Origin of the sequence: Vibrio marinisediminis (genome assembly GCF_014050145.1) — a bacterium.
Taxonomy (GTDB): domain Bacteria; phylum Pseudomonadota; class Gammaproteobacteria; order Enterobacterales; family Vibrionaceae; genus Vibrio; species Vibrio marinisediminis.
In genome coordinates, this window is the sequence record NZ_JACFYF010000002.1 from 523,987 (window position 1) to 544,989 (window position 21,003).

Here is a 21,003-nt window from a genome sequence, read left to right on the forward strand (position 1 = left end):
TGTACACCTTAAGCATAAACCTTGGAGTACACTCCAAGGTCAAGCCTCTAATCAATTAATTTTCTTTATTAGCAGCAACTTCTTCAATCAAAACAGCATCGTGACTACAAAATGGGGTGGTGTTGACACTGGTAATGGATGGATCTTTAGGTGCCAATTCTGCCACTTCCCCTTGCATAAGATCCCGAATATGTTTGCGAAGCACCCATAGTGCAATCAACCCAAATACAATAGTACCAGCGGCTTGTCCGTACAAAACGCCTACAGCGCCAAACCAACTGGCACCAAGATGGACAAAAGGAAGGGTTCCCAAGGTAGCTTTACCCAAATTAAGAGCCGTTGAATAAAGAGGTTTACCAAGATTATTAAACGAAGTATTGGCAACGAACTGCATGCCATTAAAGATGAAACTCACCGCTACATAGGTGCAAAACGTTGCCACTATCAATGCGGCATCACCTGTTAAGCTAAAGCCACTAATAATCAAACCTTGCACGAAATATAGAACAATACAGACAAAGATGGTGTACACAGTGGTTACCAACAATGAGTTATTCAGTGTTTCTTTCACTCGGTCAAAACGCTCCGCCCCAAAATTTTGTCCAATAATCGGACCAACCGCCCCAGACAGCGCAAAAATTACCGCAAAACAAACGGGGGTTAATCGCCCTATTACCGCAAATCCGGCGACAAAGTTTTCACCAAACTGGGCGATTGATGAGGTCACTATCGCGTTACCTATTGGTGTTGCGATATTGGTAATGATGGCTGGAATAGTAATGGCCAATATTGCCTTAGCGCTGTTCTTCCAAGCAAACCACGTGGGCAATGCCACCAAATCATGGGTTTTGATTAATGGGTAGATAGAGAAAGAGAACACAGCGATACGTGCAATCACAGATGCCGCCGCCGCCCCTTCAACGTTCCAATTGAACACAAATATAAACAGGGGATCCAATAGTGCATTAACTATTCCCCCCGCAAGCGTTGCCCACATAGAGCGTTTCGCGTCGCCCGCAGCACGCAGCGCTGCACCGGCTGCCATGCCCAACGCTAGAATGGGTCCGCTCGGAATAATAATTTGCAGGTAGGCTTGTGCTCGCTCAGCTACAAAACCTTTGGCACCTATCGCCGCGAGTAACTCTGGAATAAAGCTATACATCACCGCGCTAACAACACAGCTAATCGCGAACGCAGTCAATAACGTACTGCTACTCAAAGCGCGGGCATAGGTAAATTGCTTACTGCCAATGGCTTTGGAAACCAATGCGCCCATGGCAATAGATGTACCAATAGAAATGGAGGTAGAGAAGAAGACTAAGGTACCAGCAAAACCAACCGCCGCCGCTAGCTCGACTTGACCGAGCATACTGATAAACAACATGTCGAGTAAGTCGACAACAAAAAGCGCCATCAAGCCGACCGAGCCAGCTCCTGACATAACAAGGATATGACGCATGGTCGATCCTTCAACAAACTTGGCGCTTTGCTCGGTCATCGCGAATCCTTTAGACATCCATTTGCAAAAATAAAAGGCGCCTCAGCGCCTTCTTACAATCTATCGATATCATACTGGATGTTTAAAGCATTCATCGATATTTTTTGCAATTGCTCGTAGTACATCTTTCCGAGTAATTATACCCACCAGCTTTCCGCTATCGATCACCGGGTACACTTTGGGTTTTCCAATTTGCATCATTTCAGCCAATTCAATGACGGACATATCTGACGACACTGACAGAACTTCCGTCGACATACAGTCGCTCACAATATGAGTGTCTTGACAGAAGTAACTCACTTTAATCAGTTTATCGAGTAAATCTTGCCCGGATAAAAAACCAATGACTTCTTTATTTTCATTGATAACTGGACCACCAAGATAGTCTGAGCCCATCACCTTACCTAAGGCTGCACTGAGTGACATTTCTGGTTTAAACGTTACGGCTTGTAATGTCATGTAGTCTTTTACTTTCAACGATTCCATTCTCGTCTCCTTATCGTGCAACTGACTTTTGCGCACTGCTGCAAAAATGTTGGTTAAGGTAAGTGTCGCCTAATTTCTTGATTTTACTAAATGGAAAGCAGCAATTTTTCTGATAGGAATTACCAATCAATGCTCTATGTGAAGATTTTATCAACGCCGCAGAAGGGGAAAATAGGCTCTACAACAAATTCTAACTATGCACAAAAAAAGGTCATACGCTTTCGCCTATGACCTTTCGATAAACTAACTTCCACTCTATTCTATTTCTGCCAACGCTCAGCAGCTTTGGCGTCAGAATCTCGCGAATCGACCCAACGAGTCTCGGCTGTCGTACGCTCTTTTTTCCAAAACGGTGCTTTGGTTTTTAGGTAATCCATCACAAATTCACATGCTTCAAAAGACGCACCACGGTGCGCACTGGCAACACCAACAAAAACGATTTGATCACCGGTGCTCATATCACCCACTCGGTGAATCACTCGAATACCTTCAAGTGACCAACGCTGCTCTGCTTCATTGCATATTTCAAGCAGAGCCTTTTCAGTCATACCTGGGTAGTGCTCAAGTGACAAACCGACAACATCGTCGCCTAAGTTCATGTCACGAACTTTACCAACAAAGGTAACCACTGCACCTGAAGCATTGCTTTGCGCTAATGCTTGGTACTCATCACCAACATTGAAGTCTTCAACCTGAACAGAAACACGAGAGTCCATATCAACCCCCTGTCACTGGGGGAAAGAATGCCACTTCATCACCGGATGAGATTGGGTGTGTTAGTGGTACGATAGATTGGTTCACAGCAGCAAGTAAGCGCCCAGGATCTAGCGCTAAATCCCATTTACCTTCTTGCTCAGCAAGGTGAGAACGCAACTCTTCAACGGTATGAAACTCACCCTGCAATTGAAGCTCATCAATACCCACTAACTCACGAGTTTGAGCAAAGAATAAAACTTTAATCATGCATCCACCTTAAAGTGCCCAGATTTACCGCCTAGCTTTTCAAGCAAACGAACTTGGCTAATTACCATGTCTTTTTGTACGGCTTTACACATGTCGTAAATGGTCAATGCGGCAACTGAAGCAGCAGTAAGTGCTTCCATTTCTACGCCGGTTTTACCCGCCAGTTTACATACCGATTCAATGCGTACGTAGTTTTCCGCTTCATTCGCTTCTAACTGCACTTCTACTTTCGAAAGCAGCAGAGGATGACAAAGTGGAATTAAGTCCCACGTTTTCTTTGCCGCTTGAATACCTGCAATTCGCGCTGTCGCGAATACATCACCTTTATGGTGCTGACCAGAAGTGATCAGTTGCAGGGTTTCTGGTGCCATATGAACAAATGCTTCAGCGCGTGCTTCACGTACTGTTTCTGCCTTGCCCGATACGTCAACCATGTTCGCTTCGCCAGAAGCATTAATATGGGTAAACTGGTTCATGATTGCTCCGCGTATAATTCAGACAGCGATTAAACCGACAGGTGTGGCATAAAGTTACAAGGACGGTGGCTCGCGTCAAGCTGTTGCTTGATGATCTTGGTCCAACCGGTACGGCAAGCACCTGTCGAACCAGGCATTGCAAAAATAACCGTATGGTTAGCAAAACCCGCAATCGCACGTGATTGAATAGTTGAAGTACCGATTTCTTCATAAGAAACCAAGCGGAACAGTTCACCAAAACCTTCAACTTCTTTATCAAATAGTGGTTTTAGTGCTTCAGGCGTGCTGTCACGTGAAGTGAAACCTGTACCACCCGTAATCATAATTGCTTGCACGTTATCATCAGCAATCCACTGTGACACGATTGCACGAATTTTGTACATATCATCGATAACAATTTGTTTATCAACAATGTTGTGGCCTGCGTCTTGAGCATTTTCGACAAGGTAACGACCAGAAGTATCATTTTCTTCTGTACGCGTGTCAGACACGGTTAATACTGCAATATTTGCTGGTTGGAACTTGCTTTCTGCATGACCCATTTGCTCACCTACCTGTTGTGATTGGTTTGTTTGTCGATTAATACCGACTATAAATTGTTAGGAAGATTGTATAATTAGCCGCCAATTGACGCCAAATGCGGCGTCATACCTGTGTTGCCATCTTGAAGAAAATGACTGACAGATTTGGTTTGTAATTGATCTTGAATACGTTGAATTAATAGTGGTTCTTGCTCATCTTGCTGAAGAAGATCGCGTAACTCGACGCCATGATCGCCAAATAAGCAAAGATGCAGTTTACCCAGAGCCGATACACGCAGACGGTTACAGCTTTCACAAAACCCTTTTTCGTAAGGCATGATCAATCCAATTTCACCTTGATAATCAGGGTGAACAAAAACTTGTGCCGGACCGTCATTTTTCTCGCGAATTTTGAGTAGCCAGCCGTTGGCGATCAATTGATTGCGGATCTGTACACCGGAAACATGGTGATTATTAAACAGCTCATCCATCTCACCCGTTTGCATTAGCTCAATAAAGCGCAGCTGAATTGGTCGGTTTTTGATCCAATCAAGAAAAAGTGGCAACTGGTGAGAGTTAAGGTCTTTCATCAACACGACATTAACTTTGATCTGCGAGTAGCCCACTTCAAAGGCCCGCTCGATGCCAGCCATGACTTGATTAAACTTGTTTTCGCCGGTGATTTGGTGAAATAGGCGTGGATCAAGGCTATCAACACTAACGTTGATGTGCGTTAAACCCGCTTGTTTCCATTCCTCGACCTGCTTCTCCATTCGATAACCGTTAGTGGTTGTCGCAACCTTACTAATGCCGTTAGTATTCGCAACGGTTTCAATAATCTGGGTAAAGTCTTTACGTAAACTAGGTTCACCACCAGTGATGCGCACCTTGCTGGTTCCGCAATCTGCGAAAGCACGGACTACACGTTGGATTTCTGGTAGCGATAAAAAGGACGAGTTTTTCTGCCCCGATGGTTTGTAACCATCAGGTAAGCAATATGTGCATTTAAAGTTACAGACATCTGTAACAGAAAGACGCAAGTAATAAAACTTGCGATGGAATTTATCTTCTAATTGTTGCGCCACGGAACACCTTTCCAAACACGGGAGGCATAATCATTTCCAATTATGCCCTGGTGGCGTCATGCCACTGGCTCACAAAGCTTATTCAATGATAGAACTTAGCTTAATGAGCTCGGAGTTATGGCAACCGTTACCAACTCACAAATCTAACACCAGTGAGCCCAACGGTAGCTGATAGATAAAATACTTAAAAAATGTAAGTGATTCTACCCTTTGAGTAAAAAAAAACGCTCTTTGAGCCCAATTTACCCAGTATTGAGTACCTTGAACAAATGAATTATCTTAAATTGTAGTTGGTATAGCTGGAAATAAGAACAAACTAAATGACAATCTACACAACAAAAAAAGTTGTCGCTATCGGCGGTGGGCACGGTTTAGGACGAATGCTCGCTGCATTGAAAGATTTCGGCTCAAATGCCACTGGAATCGTCACTACAACAGATAATGGTGGCTCGACGGGACGTATTCGTCATTGCCAAGGCGGTATTGCTTGGGGCGATACTCGGAACTGTGTTAATCAGCTCATTACTGAACCTTCAATCAGCTCTATGATGTTTGAATACCGTTTTAGAGGTACTGGTGAGTTAGATGGGCACAACCTAGGTAATCTTATGCTAACAGCACTCGATAACCTCTCCGTTCGTCCACTTGATGCGATCAACCTTATCCGCAATATGCTTAAAGTTGATATCAATTTAGTGCCAATGTCAGAGCACCCTTCCGATCTTAAGGCGTTATCAAAAGATGGCAAGTGGGTCACCGGTGAGACCAGTGTCGACGAAATGGAAGCGGATCTACAGCGATTAGATTTAGATCCTGAAGTTCCGGCGACGAAAGAAGGTGTGAGCGCGATTGAACAAGCCGATATGATCATTCTTGGTCCCGGCAGCTTTCTTACCAGTATTATGCCACCATTGCTACTCCCTGAAATAGGCAGAGCAATTGCCGACAACGCTAAGGCTAAGCTTGTATTTGTGGAGAACTTATCGCCTGAATATGGCCCAGCAGGGCGAATGACACTCAAAGAGAAACTCGAGTGGTGTGAAAGAGCCTGTCAGGCTCGTAAAATTGATGTCGTTTTAGGCGCGCAAGAACACCCTGAACTGGCTAGCTGGAACTGTGTCCAAGCAGATCTTGCTTCGCCTAACCGCGACTGGCGACATGATCGTCAGAAACTGAACAATGCCGTCATCGAGCTACTGACTCAGTAGCTTTTCATAACATTGGTGAGTCTCTTTAAGCAAAGCGAGCATTGCGTGTTTTTGCTCGGCACTTGCAAGGCTCACCCCTGCTTTTGCTGCTCCATCATAATCAATCGCCAAATTACGCAACGCCTCAGCGCCAAAACTGGCGGCGCTACTTTTGAGTGCATGGCTGATTTCTTTTAAATACGCCTCTTGATCATGGGTCGAATCTGTCAATTTCATCCTATATTGGTTCAGCTCAGAAAGAAAAATCTCTAACAACACTGGCAGATTTTCCGCACCAATTTCTTGCTTTAAACGTTCAACTTGCTGCTGATTGATAATGTCCATGACACCCTACTATAGTTGCTTTTCGTTCCATGCCTGCAGCTTGCGATAAATGGTCGACGGGCTAACATCTAAGTACCCCGCCGCCTTCGGTATATTGCCATCACACACTTTAATCGCTTGTTCAATTGCTCTTTTCTCTGTCATCCAAAGCGGGAAAATATCATGAACAGACAACATTTCTTTCTCTTGGTGTGAGACCACCGAATTCGCTGGCATCGGCTGATTTAATGGAGGTGGCAGCATATCAAGGCGAATTTCTTTACCGTTATTAAGTACCACTACGTTACGCAATACGTTCTGTAATTGGCGCACGTTCCCTGGCCACTCATATCGAGCAAAGCAATCCACCACTTCAGGAGATAGCCTGATGAAATCCTTGCCTTCCTCTTTTGACATAAAACCTAGCAAAGAGTATGCAATTTCAATGACATCTTCACCACGCTCTCTCAATGGTGGCAAATTAAGTGGGATAACGTATAGACGATAATACAAATCTTCACGGAAACGTCCTTGCTCCACTTCTTTCCAAGGGTCGCGGTTGGTGGCACAAACAAAGCGCACATCGACACTCTTCATCTTGGAAGAGCCCACTTTTTGGAAGGTACCGGTTTGGATAAAGCGCAACAGTTTGGTTTGTAAATCCAAATCCATTTCGCACAGCTCGTCGAGGAACAAAGTACCGCCATCGGCTAATTCCGCAGCGCCTTGTCGGTCAGTCGCGGCGCCGGTAAACGCGCCTTTTACGTGACCAAACAACTCACTTTCAATCAGATCTTTCGGGATTGCGGCACAATTTATTGCAATAAATGGCTTATCACCGCGCTGACTCGCAGCGTGAATGGCTTCAGCACACACCTCTTTACCGGTACCACTTTCACCGGTAATAAAAATACTCGCTTTACTTGATGCTGCAGAGTCTATAGTGCGGTAAACCGCCTGCATGGTGTGGCTACTGCCAATAAAGCCCTGATAACCCTGATTAATCCCTTCCTCAGTTTTAAGCTTTGATGCTTTTCGAATCGCGTTATTGACCGTAACGCGCAAACGGTCGGCCTCACAAGGCTTAATAAGAAAATCTTGCGCACCATGACGCATCGCTTCAACTGCGGTGTCAATCGAACCATGAGCGGTCATAAAGATAACGGGAACATCTGGATTTTGCTGCTTTACTTCATGCAGTACATCCATACCAGTCATATCAGGCAAACGCAGATCCAACAAAATCAGATCAGGAGTGCGAAACGAGAGGCTCTCAATTGCATCACGTCCGGTACCAACGATATTGATATCAATACCTAGTGGGGTAAGGTAAGAACGATATAAGGCTGCGACCGACGCGGTATCTTCAACCATTAATAGATATTTTGTTTTTTGTTTTGTTGTGTTTTGTTGCATAACCTAGCCAATGCTCTTTTTGATTGCATTTTGTACCAATAATTGCATTGCGCATTGCATTTTGCAAATCTTAGCCACAAAAAAACCGAGCTAGGTTATAAATTTTAATGATTTTCGGTAATTCAAAACTGGCATGAATAGTGCTCAATACTATATGACCCTAACGGGTCACCTAGCCAACTGACGTTGTTAGTGAACTTAGTATTCACAAATAACAGCCAATAGAACATTTCTATTGGCTATTTTTTTATCTTTAATTCAGCCTCACCGCTAACTGTTAGCAATAAATTGCGCTCGCAATTTTTCTATCTCATCACGCTTGGCGGCTGCCAGTTCAAACTCAAGATCCTGTGCATGTTGGTACATCTGCGCTTCCAGCTTTCTGATCTCTTTATCCAGCTGCTGTGGCGAAAGTACATGGTAATCTTGTGAAGGTTCAGCCACTTTCGACAAAGGTACCGCTTTGGTATTGCGTTGATTGCGCCCTTTGCTGATGTCACCCAACTCCATAATGTCTTTAACATTACGCTTCAATGGTTGCGGCTCAATCCCCTGCTCTACATTGTAAGCATTTTGCTTCTCGCGGCGTCGATTGGTTTCATCAATGGCACGTTCCATCGAGCCGGTAATTTTGTCTCCATACAATATTGCTTTACCGTTGATGTTACGCGCTGCTCGACCAATTGTCTGAATAAGTGAACGCTCAGAACGTAGGAAACCCTCTTTGTCTGCATCTAATATAGCAACCAAAGAAACTTCAGGCATATCAAGACCTTCTCGAAGTAAGTTAATACCCACTAACACATCAAATTCACCTAAACGCAAGTCTCGAATAATTTCGACACGTTCGACGGTATCAATATCAGAGTGTAAATAACGTACTCGTACATCATGCTCTGTTAGGTACTCAGTGAGATCTTCTGCCATTCGCTTAGTTAACGTCGTCACCAGTACGCGTTCATCTTTACCTGCTCGAATTCGAATCTCTGACAGCAAATCATCCACTTGAGTGGCAACAGGACGTACTTCGAGTTGCGGATCTAATAGACCCGTTGGGCGAACAACCTGATCCGCTACTTCGCCTGCGGATTTCTCCATCTCGTACTTTCCTGGCGTTGCGGAGACAAAGATAGTTTGTGGCGCGAGCGCTTCAAATTCTTCAAATTTAAGCGGGCGATTATCCAAAGCAGACGGCAGGCGGAAACCGTACTCAACCAAGGTTTCTTTCCGCGAACGGTCGCCCTTAAACATTGCGCCAATTTGCGGCACCGTCACGTGTGACTCATCGATGATCAATAAGCCATCACTCGGAAGGTAATCAAACAATGTCGGAGGTGGCTCACCCTCACTACGACCACTCAAGTAACGTGAATAGTTTTCGATACCTGAGCAGAAACCTAATTCGTTCATCATCTCAATATCAAATTGTGTACGTTGGCTAATACGTTGTTCTTCCAGTAATTTATTGTTATCCAACAAGTACTTTTTACGCTGGGCGAGCTCTTCTTTAATCGTTTCAATCGCCTCAAGAATACGCTCACGTGGCGTCACATAGTGCGTTTTCGGGTAAATGGTATAACGAGGCAAATCTCGCTGCTTCACTGCGCCAGTTAAAGGGTCAAAAATACTGATGCAATCTATCTCATCATCAAACATTTCAATACGGACCGCATCTTGAGCGGATTCCGCTGGGAAAATATCGATCACCTCACCGCGAACACGAAACTGACCACGCTCAAAAGCAACATCATTGCGGCTATATTGCAGTTCAGCAAGGCGGCGCAAAATATCTCGTTGGTCCATGACATCGCCGCGACGAATATGCAACATCATCTGCAGATATGCCTGCGGATCGCCCAAACCATAAATAGCAGAAACCGATGCAACGATGATCGCATCCTTACGCTCAAGCAACGCTTTGGTTGCAGACAAGCGCATTTGCTCAATATGGGCATTCACCGATGAATCCTTCTCAATAAAGGTATCCGTGGTGGGGACATACGCTTCTGGCTGATAATAGTCGTAGTAGGAAACAAAGTACTCGACTGCGTTATTAGGAAAGAATGCTTTCATCTCACCATAGAGCTGAGCTGCCAGAGTTTTATTTGGTGCCAAAAAGATTGCCGGACGTTGTGCCGTTGCAATCACATTAGCCAAAGTGAAGGTTTTACCAGAACCCGTAACCCCAAGCAGAGTCTGATGGGCAAGCCCTGCATCCAAGCCTTCTAACAATTGATTGATGGCTGTAGGTTGGTCGCCCGATGGTTTGTAATCTGAGACTAGGTCGTACAGTTTGCTCATGACATCCTCGAAGTCTTATTCTAGGTGATGACGCTATTTTGTCTGTATATATATACAGACTCAAGCAATATACAAAAAAATTAAATTCGGTTTTTGTTCTTGCTCGAGTAATTACGCTAGATCCTTGATGAAGAAGCTGATAATATGCCCGACCCTATTGAGTCAATCAGCCTCAAAAACCACTCTTCATCATTCACAGCTTATACACAAAAATCACTTTTCGAGTTAAAAAATCAAAAAGATCTTTTATTCACAATTCGCTTAAGTTATCAACTTAAAACCTCGTAAAGCATTGCTATAAAAGCACTTTAGCAACGATCTTTTTCTTTCATACACATCCGTTAAATGCCTAATATTTCGCCTGCCAATTACTTATTAAAGCGTAATTAACATACTTATCCACAATTTTAGTGGATAACTAAATAGAGCCCTTTAGTGGCGTGGCTTAGCGAAATGTAAAGCCCTTTTTCTTGATTAATTTTTCAAATCCGCCGCTGAAAAGCTATTGACACTTAATTGGCAGATAGATAATATTCGCAGCGCTAAAAGCAATTCCTCCTTAGCTCAGTTGGTAGAGCGACGGACTGTTAATCCGCAGGTCGCTGGTTCGAGCCCAGCAGGAGGAGCCAAATTTAGAGAAGAGCCCAATCTGTCGATTGGGCTTTTTTCGTTTTTCTAGACTAATGCGTTGCCAGACAAGCATATAAAAATATCGCTCACTCACCCTTACCTTTCTTACAAGCCATCGACTTACCCTTCAGCAATATAAGTTTTCACTAGCGTAAAATTGCTCGAAAACGATTGGGCAGTCTCTATTGTCGATTTTTGCGTATAATTTTTAATCAGCAATTGAAATCCTTACCTTTAGTTGGTTGTTATTGACTGAGCAAAGCGGGATAATATTGGGATCGGAATTCTTTAACTAAATAACTATGACCGAATATCTTTTGTTGTTGGTTGGCACTGTGCTGGTCAACAACTTTGTACTGGTGAAGTTCTTGGGCTTATGTCCATTTATGGGTGTCTCTAAAAAACTAGAGACAGCTATTGGTATGGGGTTAGCAACAACATTTGTGCTAACTCTCGCTTCGGTATGCGCGTATCTCGTCGAAAGTTATATTTTGGCACCTTTGGGGCTGCAATATTTACGTACGATGAGTTTCATTCTCGTGATTGCCGTTGTGGTTCAGTTTACAGAGATGGTCGTACATAAAACCAGCCCGACGCTTTACCGCCTGCTGGGGATCTTCCTACCTCTCATTACAACCAACTGTGCTGTATTGGGTGTTGCCTTACTGAATATTAATGAGAACCACAATTTCATCCAGTCTATTATCTATGGTTTTGGTGCTGCGGTTGGCTTCTCACTGGTATTGATCCTTTTCGCTGCTATGCGAGAACGTATTACCGTGGCTGATGTACCTACTCCATTTAGAGGTGCTTCCATTGCGATGATCACCGCGGGCTTAATGTCTCTTGCCTTTATGGGCTTTACAGGTTTGGTGAAGCTTTAATGAGTTCAATATTAATCGCCATTGTTGCCCTTGTGGCATTAGCCGCTACTTTTGGCGCTATTTTAGGCTTTGCGTCAATTCGCTTTAAAGTTGAAGCGGATCCTATCGTCGATCAAATCGATGAAATTTTACCGCAAACACAGTGTGGTCAGTGTGGTTACCCTGGTTGCCGACCTTATGCTGAAGCCATCGCCAACGGTGACGCGATCAATAAATGCCCTCCGGGTGGGCAAGCCACAATAGAAAAGCTTGCCGCTCTTATGGGTGTTGAAGCCACAGAGTCGGCACATAACCTTGATGAAGCGGTGAAAACCGTCGCTTTTATTCATGAAGATATGTGTATTGGTTGTACCAAGTGCATCCAAGCTTGTCCGGTCGATGCCATTGTTGGTGGCACTAAGGCTTTGCACACAGTGATTAAGGATGAATGTACCGGTTGCGACTTATGTGTTGCACCTTGTCCAACGGATTGTATTGAAATGATCCCTGTAGAAACCACTACAGCGAATTGGAAGTGGCAATTAAACGCCATTGCTGTTGTTGATATTACCGATTCTGCCAAAGCGCAGAAAAGTGTGAGTTAAGGGCTGGTATGTTGTCATTAATCAAACAAATTAAAACGGGTGCACTTTGGGACTTTCCCGGAGGTGTTCATCCACCAGAGAATAAACGTCAATCCCTTAAAACGCCCATTGCTCGTGCATCAATTGCCAACGAACTTGTGCTACCCGTTAAACAACATATCGGTAAGCCGGGCAACTTGATTGTCTCCGTTGGTGAACGCGTACTGAAAGGTCAACCTCTGACCAAATACGACACCAGCTTTATGCTACCAATTCACGCGCCCACTTCTGGCGTGATCACAGCGATTGAACCAAGAACGACTGCGCATCCGTCTGGTCTATCTGAACTGTGTGTGGTGATTGAACCTGACTTTCAAGAACAGTGGTTTGAACTCAACCCAGTAGAAGATTATCAAAGCCTTACCCCTGATGCTTTAATTGAAATCATTCGTCAGGCTGGTGTGTCCGGTATGGGTGGCGCGGGCTTCCCAACGGCGAAAAAAATTCAGGCAGGTCTAGGTCGAACTGAAATTCTGATTGTTAATGCTGCCGAATGTGAGCCTTATATCACCGCCGATGATGTCTTAATGCAGCAGCATGCCGATGCTATCGTGCAAGGTATTGAGATTGTCGAACATATCCTCAAGCCGAAATTAACCATCATCGGTATTGAAGATAACAAACCACAAGCCGTACAAGCCTTAGAGCAAGCCGCTAAACACAAAGATATTGTTATCCGAGTGATCCCAACTAAGTACCCTTCAGGTGGTGAAAAGCAGCTAATTAAAGTACTGACGAATAAAGAAGTGCCAAACACTGGTATTCCGGCAGATATTGGCTTGTTAGTGCAAAACGTTGGCTCGTTATACGCAATTCAACGTGCTGTTTGCCATGGCGAACCTTTAATTGAACGTATCGTCACACTAACGGGAAATACCTTTAAGCAGCCACAAAACGTATGGACGCTCGTCGGTACGCCAGTCCAAGCTCTGCTTAATGAATTTGAATACAGTGCAGATAAAAAAGCACCGCGTCTGATTATGGGTGGTCCAATGATGGGCTTTACCCTGCCGCACACCAATGTGCCAATTACCAAAACAGCGAACTGTATTTTAGCACCCACTCGCCGTGAAATTTCTATCGAACAATATGAAATGGCGTGTATTCGTTGTGGGAAATGTGCTGAAGCTTGCCCTGCCTCACTGCTACCACAACAGTTACAGTGGCATGCAAAAGCCCAAGAATACGATAAGTGCGAAGAACTCAACCTCAAAGACTGTATTGAGTGCGGTGCTTGTGCCTTCGTCTGCCCTAGCGAAATTCCACTGGTGAAATACTACCGCCAAGCAAAAGCAGAAATTCGTACTCGCAAAGAAGAAGCGGAAGCATCAGAAAGAGCAAGACTGCGTTTTGAACACAAGAAAGCTCGCATGGAGCGTGACAAGGCTGAGCGTGAAAATCGCTTCAAGAAAGCAGCGGATGATCGTCGTCAGGAGATGAAATCCTCTGGTGGTGATGACGCAATAGCTGCGGCCATTGCTCGCGTGAAAGCCCAGCAAGCAAAACCGGAATCTCAAGAATCAAACGTAAAACCTGCGGTTGCCGCTGCCATTGCCCGAGCGAAAGCAAAACAAGCACAAGCTCAGCAGCAAGGTAGCAACGAGCCAGACAATAGTGAAATGACGAAGCTGCGTGAAGAGCGTAAACGCCTAGCTCGTGAACGCAAAGCAGAAAAAGAGTCATCTTCATCAGAGCCAAATGAGAAAAAAGATACGGTTGCCGCCGCCATTGCTCGTGCTAAAGCGAAAAAGGCTCAGCAAGCTGAAGCAGACGGTTCGCCAACCGCTCCTGCTGAGGACAAAAAAGCTGCCGTCGCTGCCGCTATTGCCCGTGCTAAGGCTCGTAAAGCAGAGCAAGCACCAGTAGCTGACAGCAAAGAGCAGAACGATGCCCCAGCGACAGACGATCCGAAAAAAGCCGCTGTGGCTGCTGCCATTGCCCGCGCTAAAGCACGCAAAGCAGAGCAAGGCTCAGCAACGGCGAGTGACGCTGCGGCAAATGAACCAGAAAAGGCAGTAGAAGATACGCCTGCCGCTGAAGATCCAAAGAAAGCGGCGGTTGCCGCCGCCATTGCTCGCGCCAAAGCTCGTAAAGCAGAGCAAGAGTCAGCAAAAGCGAGTGACGCTACGGCGAATGAACCAGAAACGACAGTCGAATACGCGCCTGTAGCTGAAGATCCAAAGAAAGCGGCGGTTGCGGCTGCCATTGCCCGCGCGAAAGCTCGTAAAGCAGAGCAAGAGTCTGCAACTACTAGTGATGCTGCGGTGCATGAACCCGCAACGCCAGTAGAAGACGACGCGCCTGTAGCTGAAGATCCAAAGAAAGCGGCAGTTGCCGCTGCCATTGCCCGCGCCAAAGTTCGTAAAGCAGAGCAAGAGTCAGCAAAAGCGAGTGACGCTGCGGCGAATGAGCCAGCAACGACAGTCGAAGACACGCCTGCTACTGAAGATCCAAAGAAAGCGGCGGTTGCCGCTGCCATTGCACGCGCGAAGGCTCGTAAAGCACAACAAGAACAACAAAAACAATTTGAGGAGAAAGAGTAGTGGCCTTTTTTATTGCCAGCTCACCCCATGCGCATAGCCGCAGAAGCACTCCTGATCTTATGAAGTGGGTAGCGATTTGCGCCCTTCCAGGTCTGATTGCCCAAACCTACTTTTTTGGTTGGGGAACACTGATTCAATTGGTAATGGCTATCGTTATTGCCTTGGGTCTTGAAGCAATGGTCATGCTACTTCGCAAGCGTCCACCAATGTCAGCTCTACGCGACAACAGTGCGCTAGTAACAGCATGGCTGCTTGCGATTGCTATTCCTCCACTTTCTCCATGGTGGGTGATTGTCATTGGTTTGATTTTCGCAATCGTCATCGCCAAGCACTTATACGGTGGTATTGGGCAAAATCCATTTAACCCTGCCATGGTAGCGTATGTAGTTCTTTTGATTTCGTTCCCAGTACAAATGACCAGTTGGATTTCACCTGTGGAACTGCAAGCAACTCCCATTAGTATGGGCGATGCCTTCTCGCTAATTTTTACTAGTTTTAATATTGAAGGGCTGTCACTGCAACAGATTCGAACTGGCATTGATGGTGTAACCATGGCGACACCATTAGACAGCTTTAAAACTGCCTTAATGGCTGGCAGCACCGCAAGTGAAGCATTAACTCAACCACAGTTTGGCGCACTAGCTGGTCTTGGTTGGCAGTGGGTCAACCTTGCTTACTTAGCTGGGGGCATTGCCCTGCTCAAGCTACGTGTTATTAGCTGGCAAATTCCGGTTAGCTTCCTTGCTAGCCTATTTATCGTTAGCGGTCTATTTATGGTTATTACACCCGATCAAACGGCGTCGCCAATCATCCATCTATTCTCAGGTGCGACTATGTTAGGGGCATTTTTTATCGCAACCGATCCGGTATCTGCTTCTACAACGGTAAAAGGTCGCCTGATCTTTGGCGCTTTCATCGGTGTGATGGTCTTTATTATCCGCAGTTGGGGTGGCTTCCCTGACGGCGTGGCATTTGCTGTACTACTTGCCAATATGTGTGTGCCGTTAATCGACTACTACACTAAACCACGCACTTATGGTCACTAAGGGATAGCATGTTAAAAGCAATTCGAAAAAATGGTCTTGTGCTTGCTATCTTTGCTTGTGCGTCAACAGGTCTAGTTGCACTGACTCAGTACCTGACGAAAGATCAGATAAAACTACAAGAACAGGCACAATTACTCTCTGTGCTTAATCAGGTCATCCCTCAAGAGATGCACGATAATGTACTTTACGAGGCTTGCACTCTGGTTCAATCACCAGCTCTCGGCACGACGATGCCAATGCCAGCTTACATAGCAACAATGCAGGGTAAACCAAGTGCGATCGCACTCGAGGCCATCGCACCTGATGGTTACAACGGCGCAATTAAGATTATTGTTGGCGTACAACTGGACGGCACCATTACCGGTACTCGCGTATTGTCTCATCAAGAAACCCCTGGCTTGGGCGATAAGATCGATTTACGTGTCAGTGACTGGATTTTGGGATTTGCGGGTAAACAAGCGACCGCTGACAATGAATCAAGTTGGCATGTACGCAAAGACGGTGGACAGTTTGACCAGTTTACTGGCGCAACCATTACGCCACGAGCGGTAGTTAAATCCGTGAAACGCACCGTCGATTACATCAACCAAAACCAGCAGCAGCTACTCGCTCAACCTCGCGACTGCGGAGGAAATCATGGCTGATAACAAGCAACTATTTAAAAACGGCATGTGGGACAACAACCCTGCCCTAGTTCAACTACTGGGCTTGTGCCCACTACTTGCGGTTTCTTCTACTGTAACCAACGCTTTAGGCTTAGGCGTTGCCACTCTTTTGGTGTTGGTTAGCTCGAATGTCAGTGTTTCATTAGTGCGTGATTATGTGCCTAAAGAAGTGCGCATTCCGGTGTTTGTAATGATCATCGCAGCGCTGGTGACTTGTGTTCAATTGCTAATGAATGCTTACGCATATGGTCTCTATTTATCACTCGGGATTTTCATTCCTTTGATTGTGACCAACTGTATTATCATTGGTCGAGCGGAAGCCTTTGCCTCTAAAAATGAGCCTCTACCTGCCGCCCTTGATGGTCTATGGATGGGGTTAGGCATGACGAGTGTTTTAGTTGTACTCGGTGCCATGCGCGAAATCATTGGTAACGGTACGCTTTTTGATGGCGCCGATTTACTGCTAGGTGATTGGGCAAAAGCATTACGTATCGAAATATTCCAATTCGATAACAGCTTCTTACTGGCGCTATTGCCGCCAGGCGCATTTATTGGTGTTGGCTTTTTAATTGCTCTTAAAAACATCATCGATAAAAAGCTGGCGCAGCGTCAGCCAAAACAAGAAAAATCAAGTATTGAGCGTGCACGTGTAACTAATTAAGTGGCGCGATGCTCCTAGCCTCAATTGAAAATATAACTATAAATCGACACTGGAAGCAGCCAACAAAATGAACAACACCAAACGAGTTGAGATTCTCAAACGGTTAAGGGAGAACAACCCTAACCCGCAAACAGAATTGAACTGGAATTCGCCATTTGAGTTATTGATAGCCGTGTTGCTTTCAGCACAAGCAACTGACGTTAGTGTAAATAAGGCAACAGACAAGCTTTATCCTATTGCCAACACACCTCAAGCCCTATTTGATTTGGGTGTCGATGGTGTTAAGGACTATATCAAAACCATCGGTTTATTTAATTCAAAAGCAGAGAACGTCATCAAAACCTGCAAAATTTTGCTGGAAAAACATGGTGGTGAAGTTCCAGAAAATCGTGAAGCATTAGAAGCGCTGCCCGGTGTTGGCAGGAAAACCGCTAATGTGGTGTTGAACACTGCCTTTGGTTGGCCAACCATCGCTGTTGATACGCACATTTTCCGCGTTTCAAATCGCACTAAGCTTGCGATGGGCAAAAATGTCGATCAAGTAGAAGAAAAGCTACTGAAAGTCGTACCAAAAGAATTCAAGCTTGATGTTCATCACTGGTTAATTCTCCATGGGCGCTACACTTGCGTGGCACGCAAACCTCGCTGTGGTAGTTGCATCATCGAAGACTTGTGTGAGTACTCTGAAAAAACAGAAGTATAAAGAAAAGACTGACGTGTAACCCAGCGGAAGCAAACGGTATTCAATCTGACTTCCAGCTGTAAAATCATGATAATATTAGCAAAGGTTAAAAACGGGAGTGAACCATGTCAAACGGACGTATCTTACACACTATGCTTCGCGTCGGTGATTTAGACAAATCAATTGAATTTTACCAAGACGTAATGGGCATGACGCTATTGCGCAAAAATGACAATACTGAATACCAATATACCCTCGCTTTTCTTGGCTTTGGCGACGAATCGCAAGGTGCGGTAATCGAACTGACTTATAACTGGGGAACCAGTGAGTACGACCTAGGCTCTGCTTTTGGTCATATTGCTATCGGTGTTGATGATATCTATGCAACTTGCGACGCGATCAAAGCTGCAGGTGGCAACATCACTCGTGAAGCTGGTCCAGTCAAAGGCGGTACAACGCATATTGCTTTCGTTAAAGACCCAGATGGTTACATGATTGAGTTGATTCAAAACTCTGATGCTTCAGCAGGGCTTGAAGGCTAAATCTAGCAAAAACTCAAGCGAAGGGTGGCACACAGCTGCCCTTTTATTTTTACTTTACATGATAATGAGTATCATTTAATATTGAGCAACCTATTTTAATGAGGTTGGCAAAATGGACATTTCAGATTGGGAGAAACACACCTTACTTGCTGATATAGCGATGAAAGAGCAGGACCACCTAAGATCTGTCTTGCACTACCAGCAAGCGCTTACCGTTAGTGAAAGGATCAGCCAATCGACACAAATAGAAGTTGAAGATAGATTACTGATCTCGGTGATTTCTTGCCATAATCTCGCCTCATTTTGGCGTACTATTGGCGATGTTAAGTACGAGCTCAAGTACTTAAAACTTGCTTCAGAAAAAGTACTCACCCTAGTGCCACAATGTCCAAATACCAATTGCGATGCTTTTGTTGATTCTATGGGGTGTTGTAAAAAAGCCTTAGTTGAATTTATGAAACGCCACCCTAATGCCAAGATCGCCAGAATGGTTCAAGATATCGACACTGCAACCAACTGTAACCTCATCGCCAAATTCAAGTTGCATTAACGCAGAGCGCCTTCATTTATCACCTGTCACCCGTATAAAAAAACCAGCCTATTGGCTGGTTTTTATTTAAGGCTATACCTGTGTTCGCCCGAGCGATATCACTACTCGTCGGTTTCTATCTTTACCAAGTGGCGAAGCATTGTCGGCTATTGGTCTACGTTTACCATAGCCATGCACTTGAATACGGTCTTCAGGCAAACCTATCGACTTAAAGTAATCACGCAATACATCCGCTCGTTGCTCAGAAAGTGCTTGGCTTCCACTCTTACTGTCTTCAGAACCGGTGTAGGTCGATACCAACACCAAATCAATATCTTGGTTGTAACGGATGTACTCGGCAATTTGTGCCAACCGTTTTTGCGACGCTTTGTTCAACTGCACACTTGAGCGATCGTAATGCAAAATAGTAAAAGCGATATCTTCAAAGTTGTAAGGCAATAAATTGGCGACGCAATCACTGAAAACATTGTATTTTTGTTGGAAAAGTACCGAAGACAATGCCACTTCCACACGCTGGTCTCGGCTCTGCCATTCTTGATAACTAAAAGTCGGGTAACGCCCTTTTTCTAGTTCACCTAAAATACTCCACGCCGTTTGCCCGCCAACATAACCGTCAAACTGTTTAAAAAAGCGGATATTGGTCATTCGGTCTGCGCTGTCACCAGGTCGCCATGCTGGCGGCATTGACACTAATGAAACATCTCGCGTTTCGCCCATAGGACGTTTCATTTTTAGTTCAAAATCGAGGTTTATCTTTTTGCTGGCTATCGAGGTGAAAACAGCATCACCAAAATTTGGGATCGGATGAACCAGTTGACACTGCAATGGTGTATTCACCACCATTTGCCATTGGGATTGCGTGGGCGAGGCGCCATAGCTCTTATCCATAGCCCAACTATTTGCACTAAAGAGAGCAATGGTAAACGCTAAACTAGTAACAATCCGATTCTTCATTCTATACCGTTCTCTGAAATTCACTCTTTCGCGGCACATATTTGCCAGTTTTTCGCTCGCAACTAAGCACCCTATCTTACAAAGCAATATTCCCGCCAACTTTTAGCCAGTAGCCGTTGACTGCTCCATATTTCACCGAGTTATGCTCAATTTTTACGTGTTGTCCATCACACGTTGATTAAGAGGCGGCTCACCCAACTTAAATGCAAATTAATGTTGATTGGTATTGCATCTAGAATCTGCAATAATGCCAGCCTTGTCACACAAATTTAAATCAATATGACTATAGAAAATGAAGCTTTGACGCTTAAAAAACGCTTCCGCGGTTATTTCCCGGTAGTGATTGACGTCGAAACCGCGGGCTTCAACGCCCAGACAGATGCACTTCTTGAGATTTGTGCCGTCACGCTAAAGATGGACGAGCATGGCGATCTCCATCCAGCATCAACGCTTCATTTCCATATTGAGCCCTTTGAAGGGGCAAACTTAGTTAAGGAAGCGCTCGAATTTAACGGCATTCGCGACCCTTTTAGCCCACTTCGTGGCGCAATTGCGGAATCTGAAGCGTTAAAAGAGATTTATAGGCTTGTACGAAAAGAGCAAAAAGCGGCAGATTGTAGCCGTGCCATCATTGTGGCTCACAACGCAACGTTTGATCACAACTTTGTGATGGCAGCCAGTGAGCGCAGCAAGCTAAAACGTGTCCCTTTCCATCCCTTCGCAACTTTTGATACCGCTGCACTTAGTGGTCTTGCTTACGGCCAAACCGTTTTAGCCAAAGCATGTAGAGTTGCCGGAATGGAATTTGATAACAAAGAAGCCCACTCTGCACTCTATGACACACAAAAAACAGCAGAGCTCTTTTGCGGCATCGTCAACAAATGGAAAGCCCTTGGTGGTTGGCCACTAGTTAGCGATGAAGTAGAAAACGGACAAAAATAAACGCAAACATAACGAATGAGTTGA

22 protein-coding genes, 1 tRNA gene and 1 riboswitch are annotated in these 21,003 nt (G+C 45.0%); of the genes, 12 read left to right on the top strand and 11 right to left on the bottom strand.

Annotated elements, in window-relative coordinates:
- Positions 1 to 55: 55 nt before the first annotated feature.
- The 7 genes from H2O73_RS06525 to moaA form a co-directional block, all read right to left on the bottom strand.
- Positions 56 to 1,498 carry an MATE family efflux transporter gene (locus tag H2O73_RS06525; RefSeq protein ID WP_182107769.1) on the bottom strand — a complete coding sequence of 481 codons (1,443 nt, stop codon included), beginning with the start codon at positions 1,496 to 1,498 and terminating at the stop codon, positions 56 to 58.
- Positions 1,499 to 1,567: 69 nt separating this feature from the next.
- A complete protein-coding gene (locus H2O73_RS06530) occupies positions 1,568 to 1,984 on the bottom strand; it encodes a CBS domain-containing protein (RefSeq protein WP_182107771.1) in 417 nt (138 codons plus the stop codon).
- Between the two features lie 260 nt (positions 1,985 to 2,244).
- Entirely contained in the window at positions 2,245 to 2,700 is a 456-nt protein-coding gene (gene moaE / locus H2O73_RS06535) for a molybdopterin synthase catalytic subunit MoaE (protein WP_182107772.1), read from the bottom strand.
- A 1-nt stretch (position 2,701) separates the two neighbouring features.
- On the bottom strand, positions 2,702 to 2,947 hold the full coding sequence (moaD, locus tag H2O73_RS06540) for a molybdopterin synthase sulfur carrier subunit (RefSeq protein ID WP_182107774.1): 246 nt from the start codon (positions 2,945 to 2,947) through the stop codon (positions 2,702 to 2,704).
- Entirely contained in the window at positions 2,944 to 3,423 is a 480-nt protein-coding gene (moaC, locus tag H2O73_RS06545; RefSeq protein ID WP_182107775.1) for a cyclic pyranopterin monophosphate synthase MoaC, read from the bottom strand. The genes moaD and moaC overlap by 4 nt, the downstream gene beginning before the upstream one ends.
- Before the next feature lie 29 nt (positions 3,424 to 3,452).
- Positions 3,453 to 3,965 carry a molybdenum cofactor biosynthesis protein B gene (gene moaB / locus H2O73_RS06550; RefSeq protein WP_182107777.1) on the bottom strand — a complete coding sequence of 171 codons (513 nt, stop codon included), beginning with the start codon at positions 3,963 to 3,965 and terminating at the stop codon, positions 3,453 to 3,455.
- A gap of 74 nt (positions 3,966 to 4,039) precedes the next feature.
- Positions 4,040 to 5,029, bottom strand: coding sequence for a GTP 3',8-cyclase MoaA (moaA, locus tag H2O73_RS06555; RefSeq protein WP_182107778.1), 990 nt, complete (start codon positions 5,027 to 5,029; stop codon positions 4,040 to 4,042).
- Positions 5,018 to 5,156: riboswitch (molybdenum cofactor riboswitch) on the bottom strand. It overlaps the preceding gene by 12 nt.
- Before the next feature lie 193 nt (positions 5,157 to 5,349).
- On the opposite strand from moaA, the gene H2O73_RS06560 reads away from it, so the two are divergent.
- On the top strand, positions 5,350 to 6,237 hold the full coding sequence (locus tag H2O73_RS06560; protein WP_182107780.1) for a YvcK family protein: 888 nt from the start codon (positions 5,350 to 5,352) through the stop codon (positions 6,235 to 6,237).
- On the opposite strand, the gene luxU is transcribed toward H2O73_RS06560, so the two are convergent.
- The 3 genes from luxU to uvrB form a co-directional block, all read right to left on the bottom strand.
- Positions 6,223 to 6,561: a quorum-sensing phosphorelay protein LuxU gene (gene luxU / locus H2O73_RS06565; RefSeq protein WP_182107781.1), complete on the bottom strand. Its 339-nt coding sequence runs from the start codon at positions 6,559 to 6,561 to the stop codon at positions 6,223 to 6,225. The genes H2O73_RS06560 and luxU overlap by 15 nt on opposite strands.
- Before the next feature lie 9 nt (positions 6,562 to 6,570).
- The gene (luxO, locus tag H2O73_RS06570; RefSeq protein WP_182107782.1) at positions 6,571 to 7,956 is read right to left on the bottom strand and encodes a quorum-sensing sigma-54 dependent transcriptional regulator LuxO; all 1,386 of its coding nucleotides are present in this window, start codon (positions 7,954 to 7,956) and stop codon (positions 6,571 to 6,573) included.
- 270 nt (positions 7,957 to 8,226) lie between these two features.
- Complete coding sequence (gene uvrB / locus H2O73_RS06575; protein ID WP_182107784.1) at positions 8,227 to 10,257, bottom strand: excinuclease ABC subunit UvrB; 2,031 nt, start codon at positions 10,255 to 10,257, stop codon at positions 8,227 to 8,229.
- Positions 10,258 to 10,810: 553 nt separating this feature from the next.
- Here uvrB and H2O73_RS06580 point away from each other — a divergent pair.
- The 10 genes from H2O73_RS06580 to H2O73_RS06625 all read left to right on the top strand — a co-directional run bounded on the left by H2O73_RS06580 (position 10,811) and on the right by H2O73_RS06625 (position 19,083).
- Positions 10,811 to 10,886: transfer RNA gene (locus H2O73_RS06580), tRNA-Asn, on the top strand.
- 303 nt (positions 10,887 to 11,189) lie between these two features.
- Positions 11,190 to 11,771, top strand: a complete 582-nt coding sequence (rsxA, locus tag H2O73_RS06585; RefSeq protein WP_182107785.1) for an electron transport complex subunit RsxA — start codon at positions 11,190 to 11,192, stop codon at positions 11,769 to 11,771.
- Complete coding sequence (gene rsxB, locus H2O73_RS06590; RefSeq protein WP_182107787.1) at positions 11,771 to 12,355, top strand: electron transport complex subunit RsxB; 585 nt, start codon at positions 11,771 to 11,773, stop codon at positions 12,353 to 12,355. Before rsxA ends, rsxB begins: the two co-directional genes overlap by 1 nt.
- A gap of 8 nt (positions 12,356 to 12,363) precedes the next feature.
- Positions 12,364 to 14,937: an electron transport complex subunit RsxC gene (gene rsxC, locus H2O73_RS06595; RefSeq protein WP_182107788.1), complete on the top strand. Its 2,574-nt coding sequence runs from the start codon at positions 12,364 to 12,366 to the stop codon at positions 14,935 to 14,937.
- Positions 14,937 to 15,983, top strand: coding sequence for an electron transport complex subunit RsxD (gene rsxD / locus H2O73_RS06600; RefSeq protein WP_182107790.1), 1,047 nt, complete (start codon positions 14,937 to 14,939; stop codon positions 15,981 to 15,983). Before rsxC ends, rsxD begins: the two co-directional genes overlap by 1 nt.
- 8 nt (positions 15,984 to 15,991) lie before the next feature.
- Positions 15,992 to 16,627 (top strand): electron transport complex subunit RsxG, encoded by a 636-nt coding sequence (gene rsxG, locus H2O73_RS06605; protein WP_182107792.1) that lies wholly within the window; start codon positions 15,992 to 15,994, stop codon positions 16,625 to 16,627.
- Positions 16,620 to 17,309 carry an electron transport complex subunit E gene (locus H2O73_RS06610; RefSeq protein ID WP_182107794.1) on the top strand — a complete coding sequence of 230 codons (690 nt, stop codon included), beginning with the start codon at positions 16,620 to 16,622 and terminating at the stop codon, positions 17,307 to 17,309. The genes rsxG and H2O73_RS06610 overlap by 8 nt, the downstream gene beginning before the upstream one ends.
- 67 nt (positions 17,310 to 17,376) lie before the next feature.
- Positions 17,377 to 18,012 carry an endonuclease III gene (gene nth / locus H2O73_RS06615; protein ID WP_182107796.1) on the top strand — a complete coding sequence of 212 codons (636 nt, stop codon included), beginning with the start codon at positions 17,377 to 17,379 and terminating at the stop codon, positions 18,010 to 18,012.
- A 104-nt stretch (positions 18,013 to 18,116) separates the two neighbouring features.
- Positions 18,117 to 18,533: a lactoylglutathione lyase gene (gloA, locus tag H2O73_RS06620; RefSeq protein WP_182107798.1), complete on the top strand. Its 417-nt coding sequence runs from the start codon at positions 18,117 to 18,119 to the stop codon at positions 18,531 to 18,533.
- A 112-nt stretch (positions 18,534 to 18,645) separates the two neighbouring features.
- Positions 18,646 to 19,083, top strand: a complete 438-nt coding sequence (locus tag H2O73_RS06625) for a DUF2753 domain-containing protein (protein WP_182107800.1) — start codon at positions 18,646 to 18,648, stop codon at positions 19,081 to 19,083.
- A gap of 72 nt (positions 19,084 to 19,155) precedes the next feature.
- Here the strand turns inward: H2O73_RS06625 and motY are convergent, their stop codons facing one another.
- Entirely contained in the window at positions 19,156 to 20,037 is an 882-nt protein-coding gene (motY, locus tag H2O73_RS06630; RefSeq protein ID WP_182107802.1) for a flagellar protein MotY, read from the bottom strand.
- Between the two features lie 279 nt (positions 20,038 to 20,316).
- Here motY and rnt point away from each other — a divergent pair, with 279 nt between their 5' ends.
- Positions 20,317 to 20,979 carry a ribonuclease T gene (gene rnt / locus H2O73_RS06635; RefSeq protein WP_182107804.1) on the top strand — a complete coding sequence of 221 codons (663 nt, stop codon included), beginning with the start codon at positions 20,317 to 20,319 and terminating at the stop codon, positions 20,977 to 20,979.
- Positions 20,980 to 21,003: the final 24 nt, after the last annotated feature.

Excerpts from the sequence above, each read along its gene's own strand:
- H2O73_RS06525 (WP_182107769.1), bottom strand. The coding sequence starts at position 1,498 with ATGACCGAGCAAAGCGCCAAGTTTGTTGAAGGATCGACCATGCGTCAT.
- H2O73_RS06530 (WP_182107771.1), bottom strand. The coding sequence starts at position 1,984 with ATGGAATCGTTGAAAGTAAAAGACTACATGACATTACAAGCCGTAACG.
- moaE (WP_182107772.1), bottom strand. The coding sequence starts at position 2,700 with ATGGACTCTCGTGTTTCTGTTCAGGTTGAAGACTTCAATGTTGGTGAT.
- moaD (WP_182107774.1), bottom strand. The coding sequence starts at position 2,947 with ATGATTAAAGTTTTATTCTTTGCTCAAACTCGTGAGTTAGTGGGTATT.
- moaC (WP_182107775.1), bottom strand. The coding sequence starts at position 3,423 with ATGAACCAGTTTACCCATATTAATGCTTCTGGCGAAGCGAACATGGTT.
- moaB (WP_182107777.1), bottom strand. The coding sequence starts at position 3,965 with ATGGGTCATGCAGAAAGCAAGTTCCAACCAGCAAATATTGCAGTATTA.
- H2O73_RS06560 (WP_182107780.1), top strand. The coding sequence starts at position 5,350 with ATGACAATCTACACAACAAAAAAAGTTGTCGCTATCGGCGGTGGGCAC.
- luxU (WP_182107781.1), bottom strand. The coding sequence starts at position 6,561 with ATGGACATTATCAATCAGCAGCAAGTTGAACGTTTAAAGCAAGAAATT.
- luxO (WP_182107782.1), bottom strand. The coding sequence starts at position 7,956 with ATGCAACAAAACACAACAAAACAAAAAACAAAATATCTATTAATGGTT.
- uvrB (WP_182107784.1), bottom strand. The coding sequence starts at position 10,257 with ATGAGCAAACTGTACGACCTAGTCTCAGATTACAAACCATCGGGCGAC.
- rsxA (WP_182107785.1), top strand. The coding sequence starts at position 11,190 with ATGACCGAATATCTTTTGTTGTTGGTTGGCACTGTGCTGGTCAACAAC.
- rsxB (WP_182107787.1), top strand. The coding sequence starts at position 11,771 with ATGAGTTCAATATTAATCGCCATTGTTGCCCTTGTGGCATTAGCCGCT.
- rsxC (WP_182107788.1), top strand. The coding sequence starts at position 12,364 with ATGTTGTCATTAATCAAACAAATTAAAACGGGTGCACTTTGGGACTTT.
- rsxG (WP_182107792.1), top strand. The coding sequence starts at position 15,992 with ATGTTAAAAGCAATTCGAAAAAATGGTCTTGTGCTTGCTATCTTTGCT.
- H2O73_RS06610 (WP_182107794.1), top strand. The coding sequence starts at position 16,620 with ATGGCTGATAACAAGCAACTATTTAAAAACGGCATGTGGGACAACAAC.
- nth (WP_182107796.1), top strand. The coding sequence starts at position 17,377 with ATGAACAACACCAAACGAGTTGAGATTCTCAAACGGTTAAGGGAGAAC.
- gloA (WP_182107798.1), top strand. The coding sequence starts at position 18,117 with ATGTCAAACGGACGTATCTTACACACTATGCTTCGCGTCGGTGATTTA.
- H2O73_RS06625 (WP_182107800.1), top strand. The coding sequence starts at position 18,646 with ATGGACATTTCAGATTGGGAGAAACACACCTTACTTGCTGATATAGCG.
- motY (WP_182107802.1), bottom strand. The coding sequence starts at position 20,037 with ATGAAGAATCGGATTGTTACTAGTTTAGCGTTTACCATTGCTCTCTTT.
- rnt (WP_182107804.1), top strand. The coding sequence starts at position 20,317 with ATGACTATAGAAAATGAAGCTTTGACGCTTAAAAAACGCTTCCGCGGT.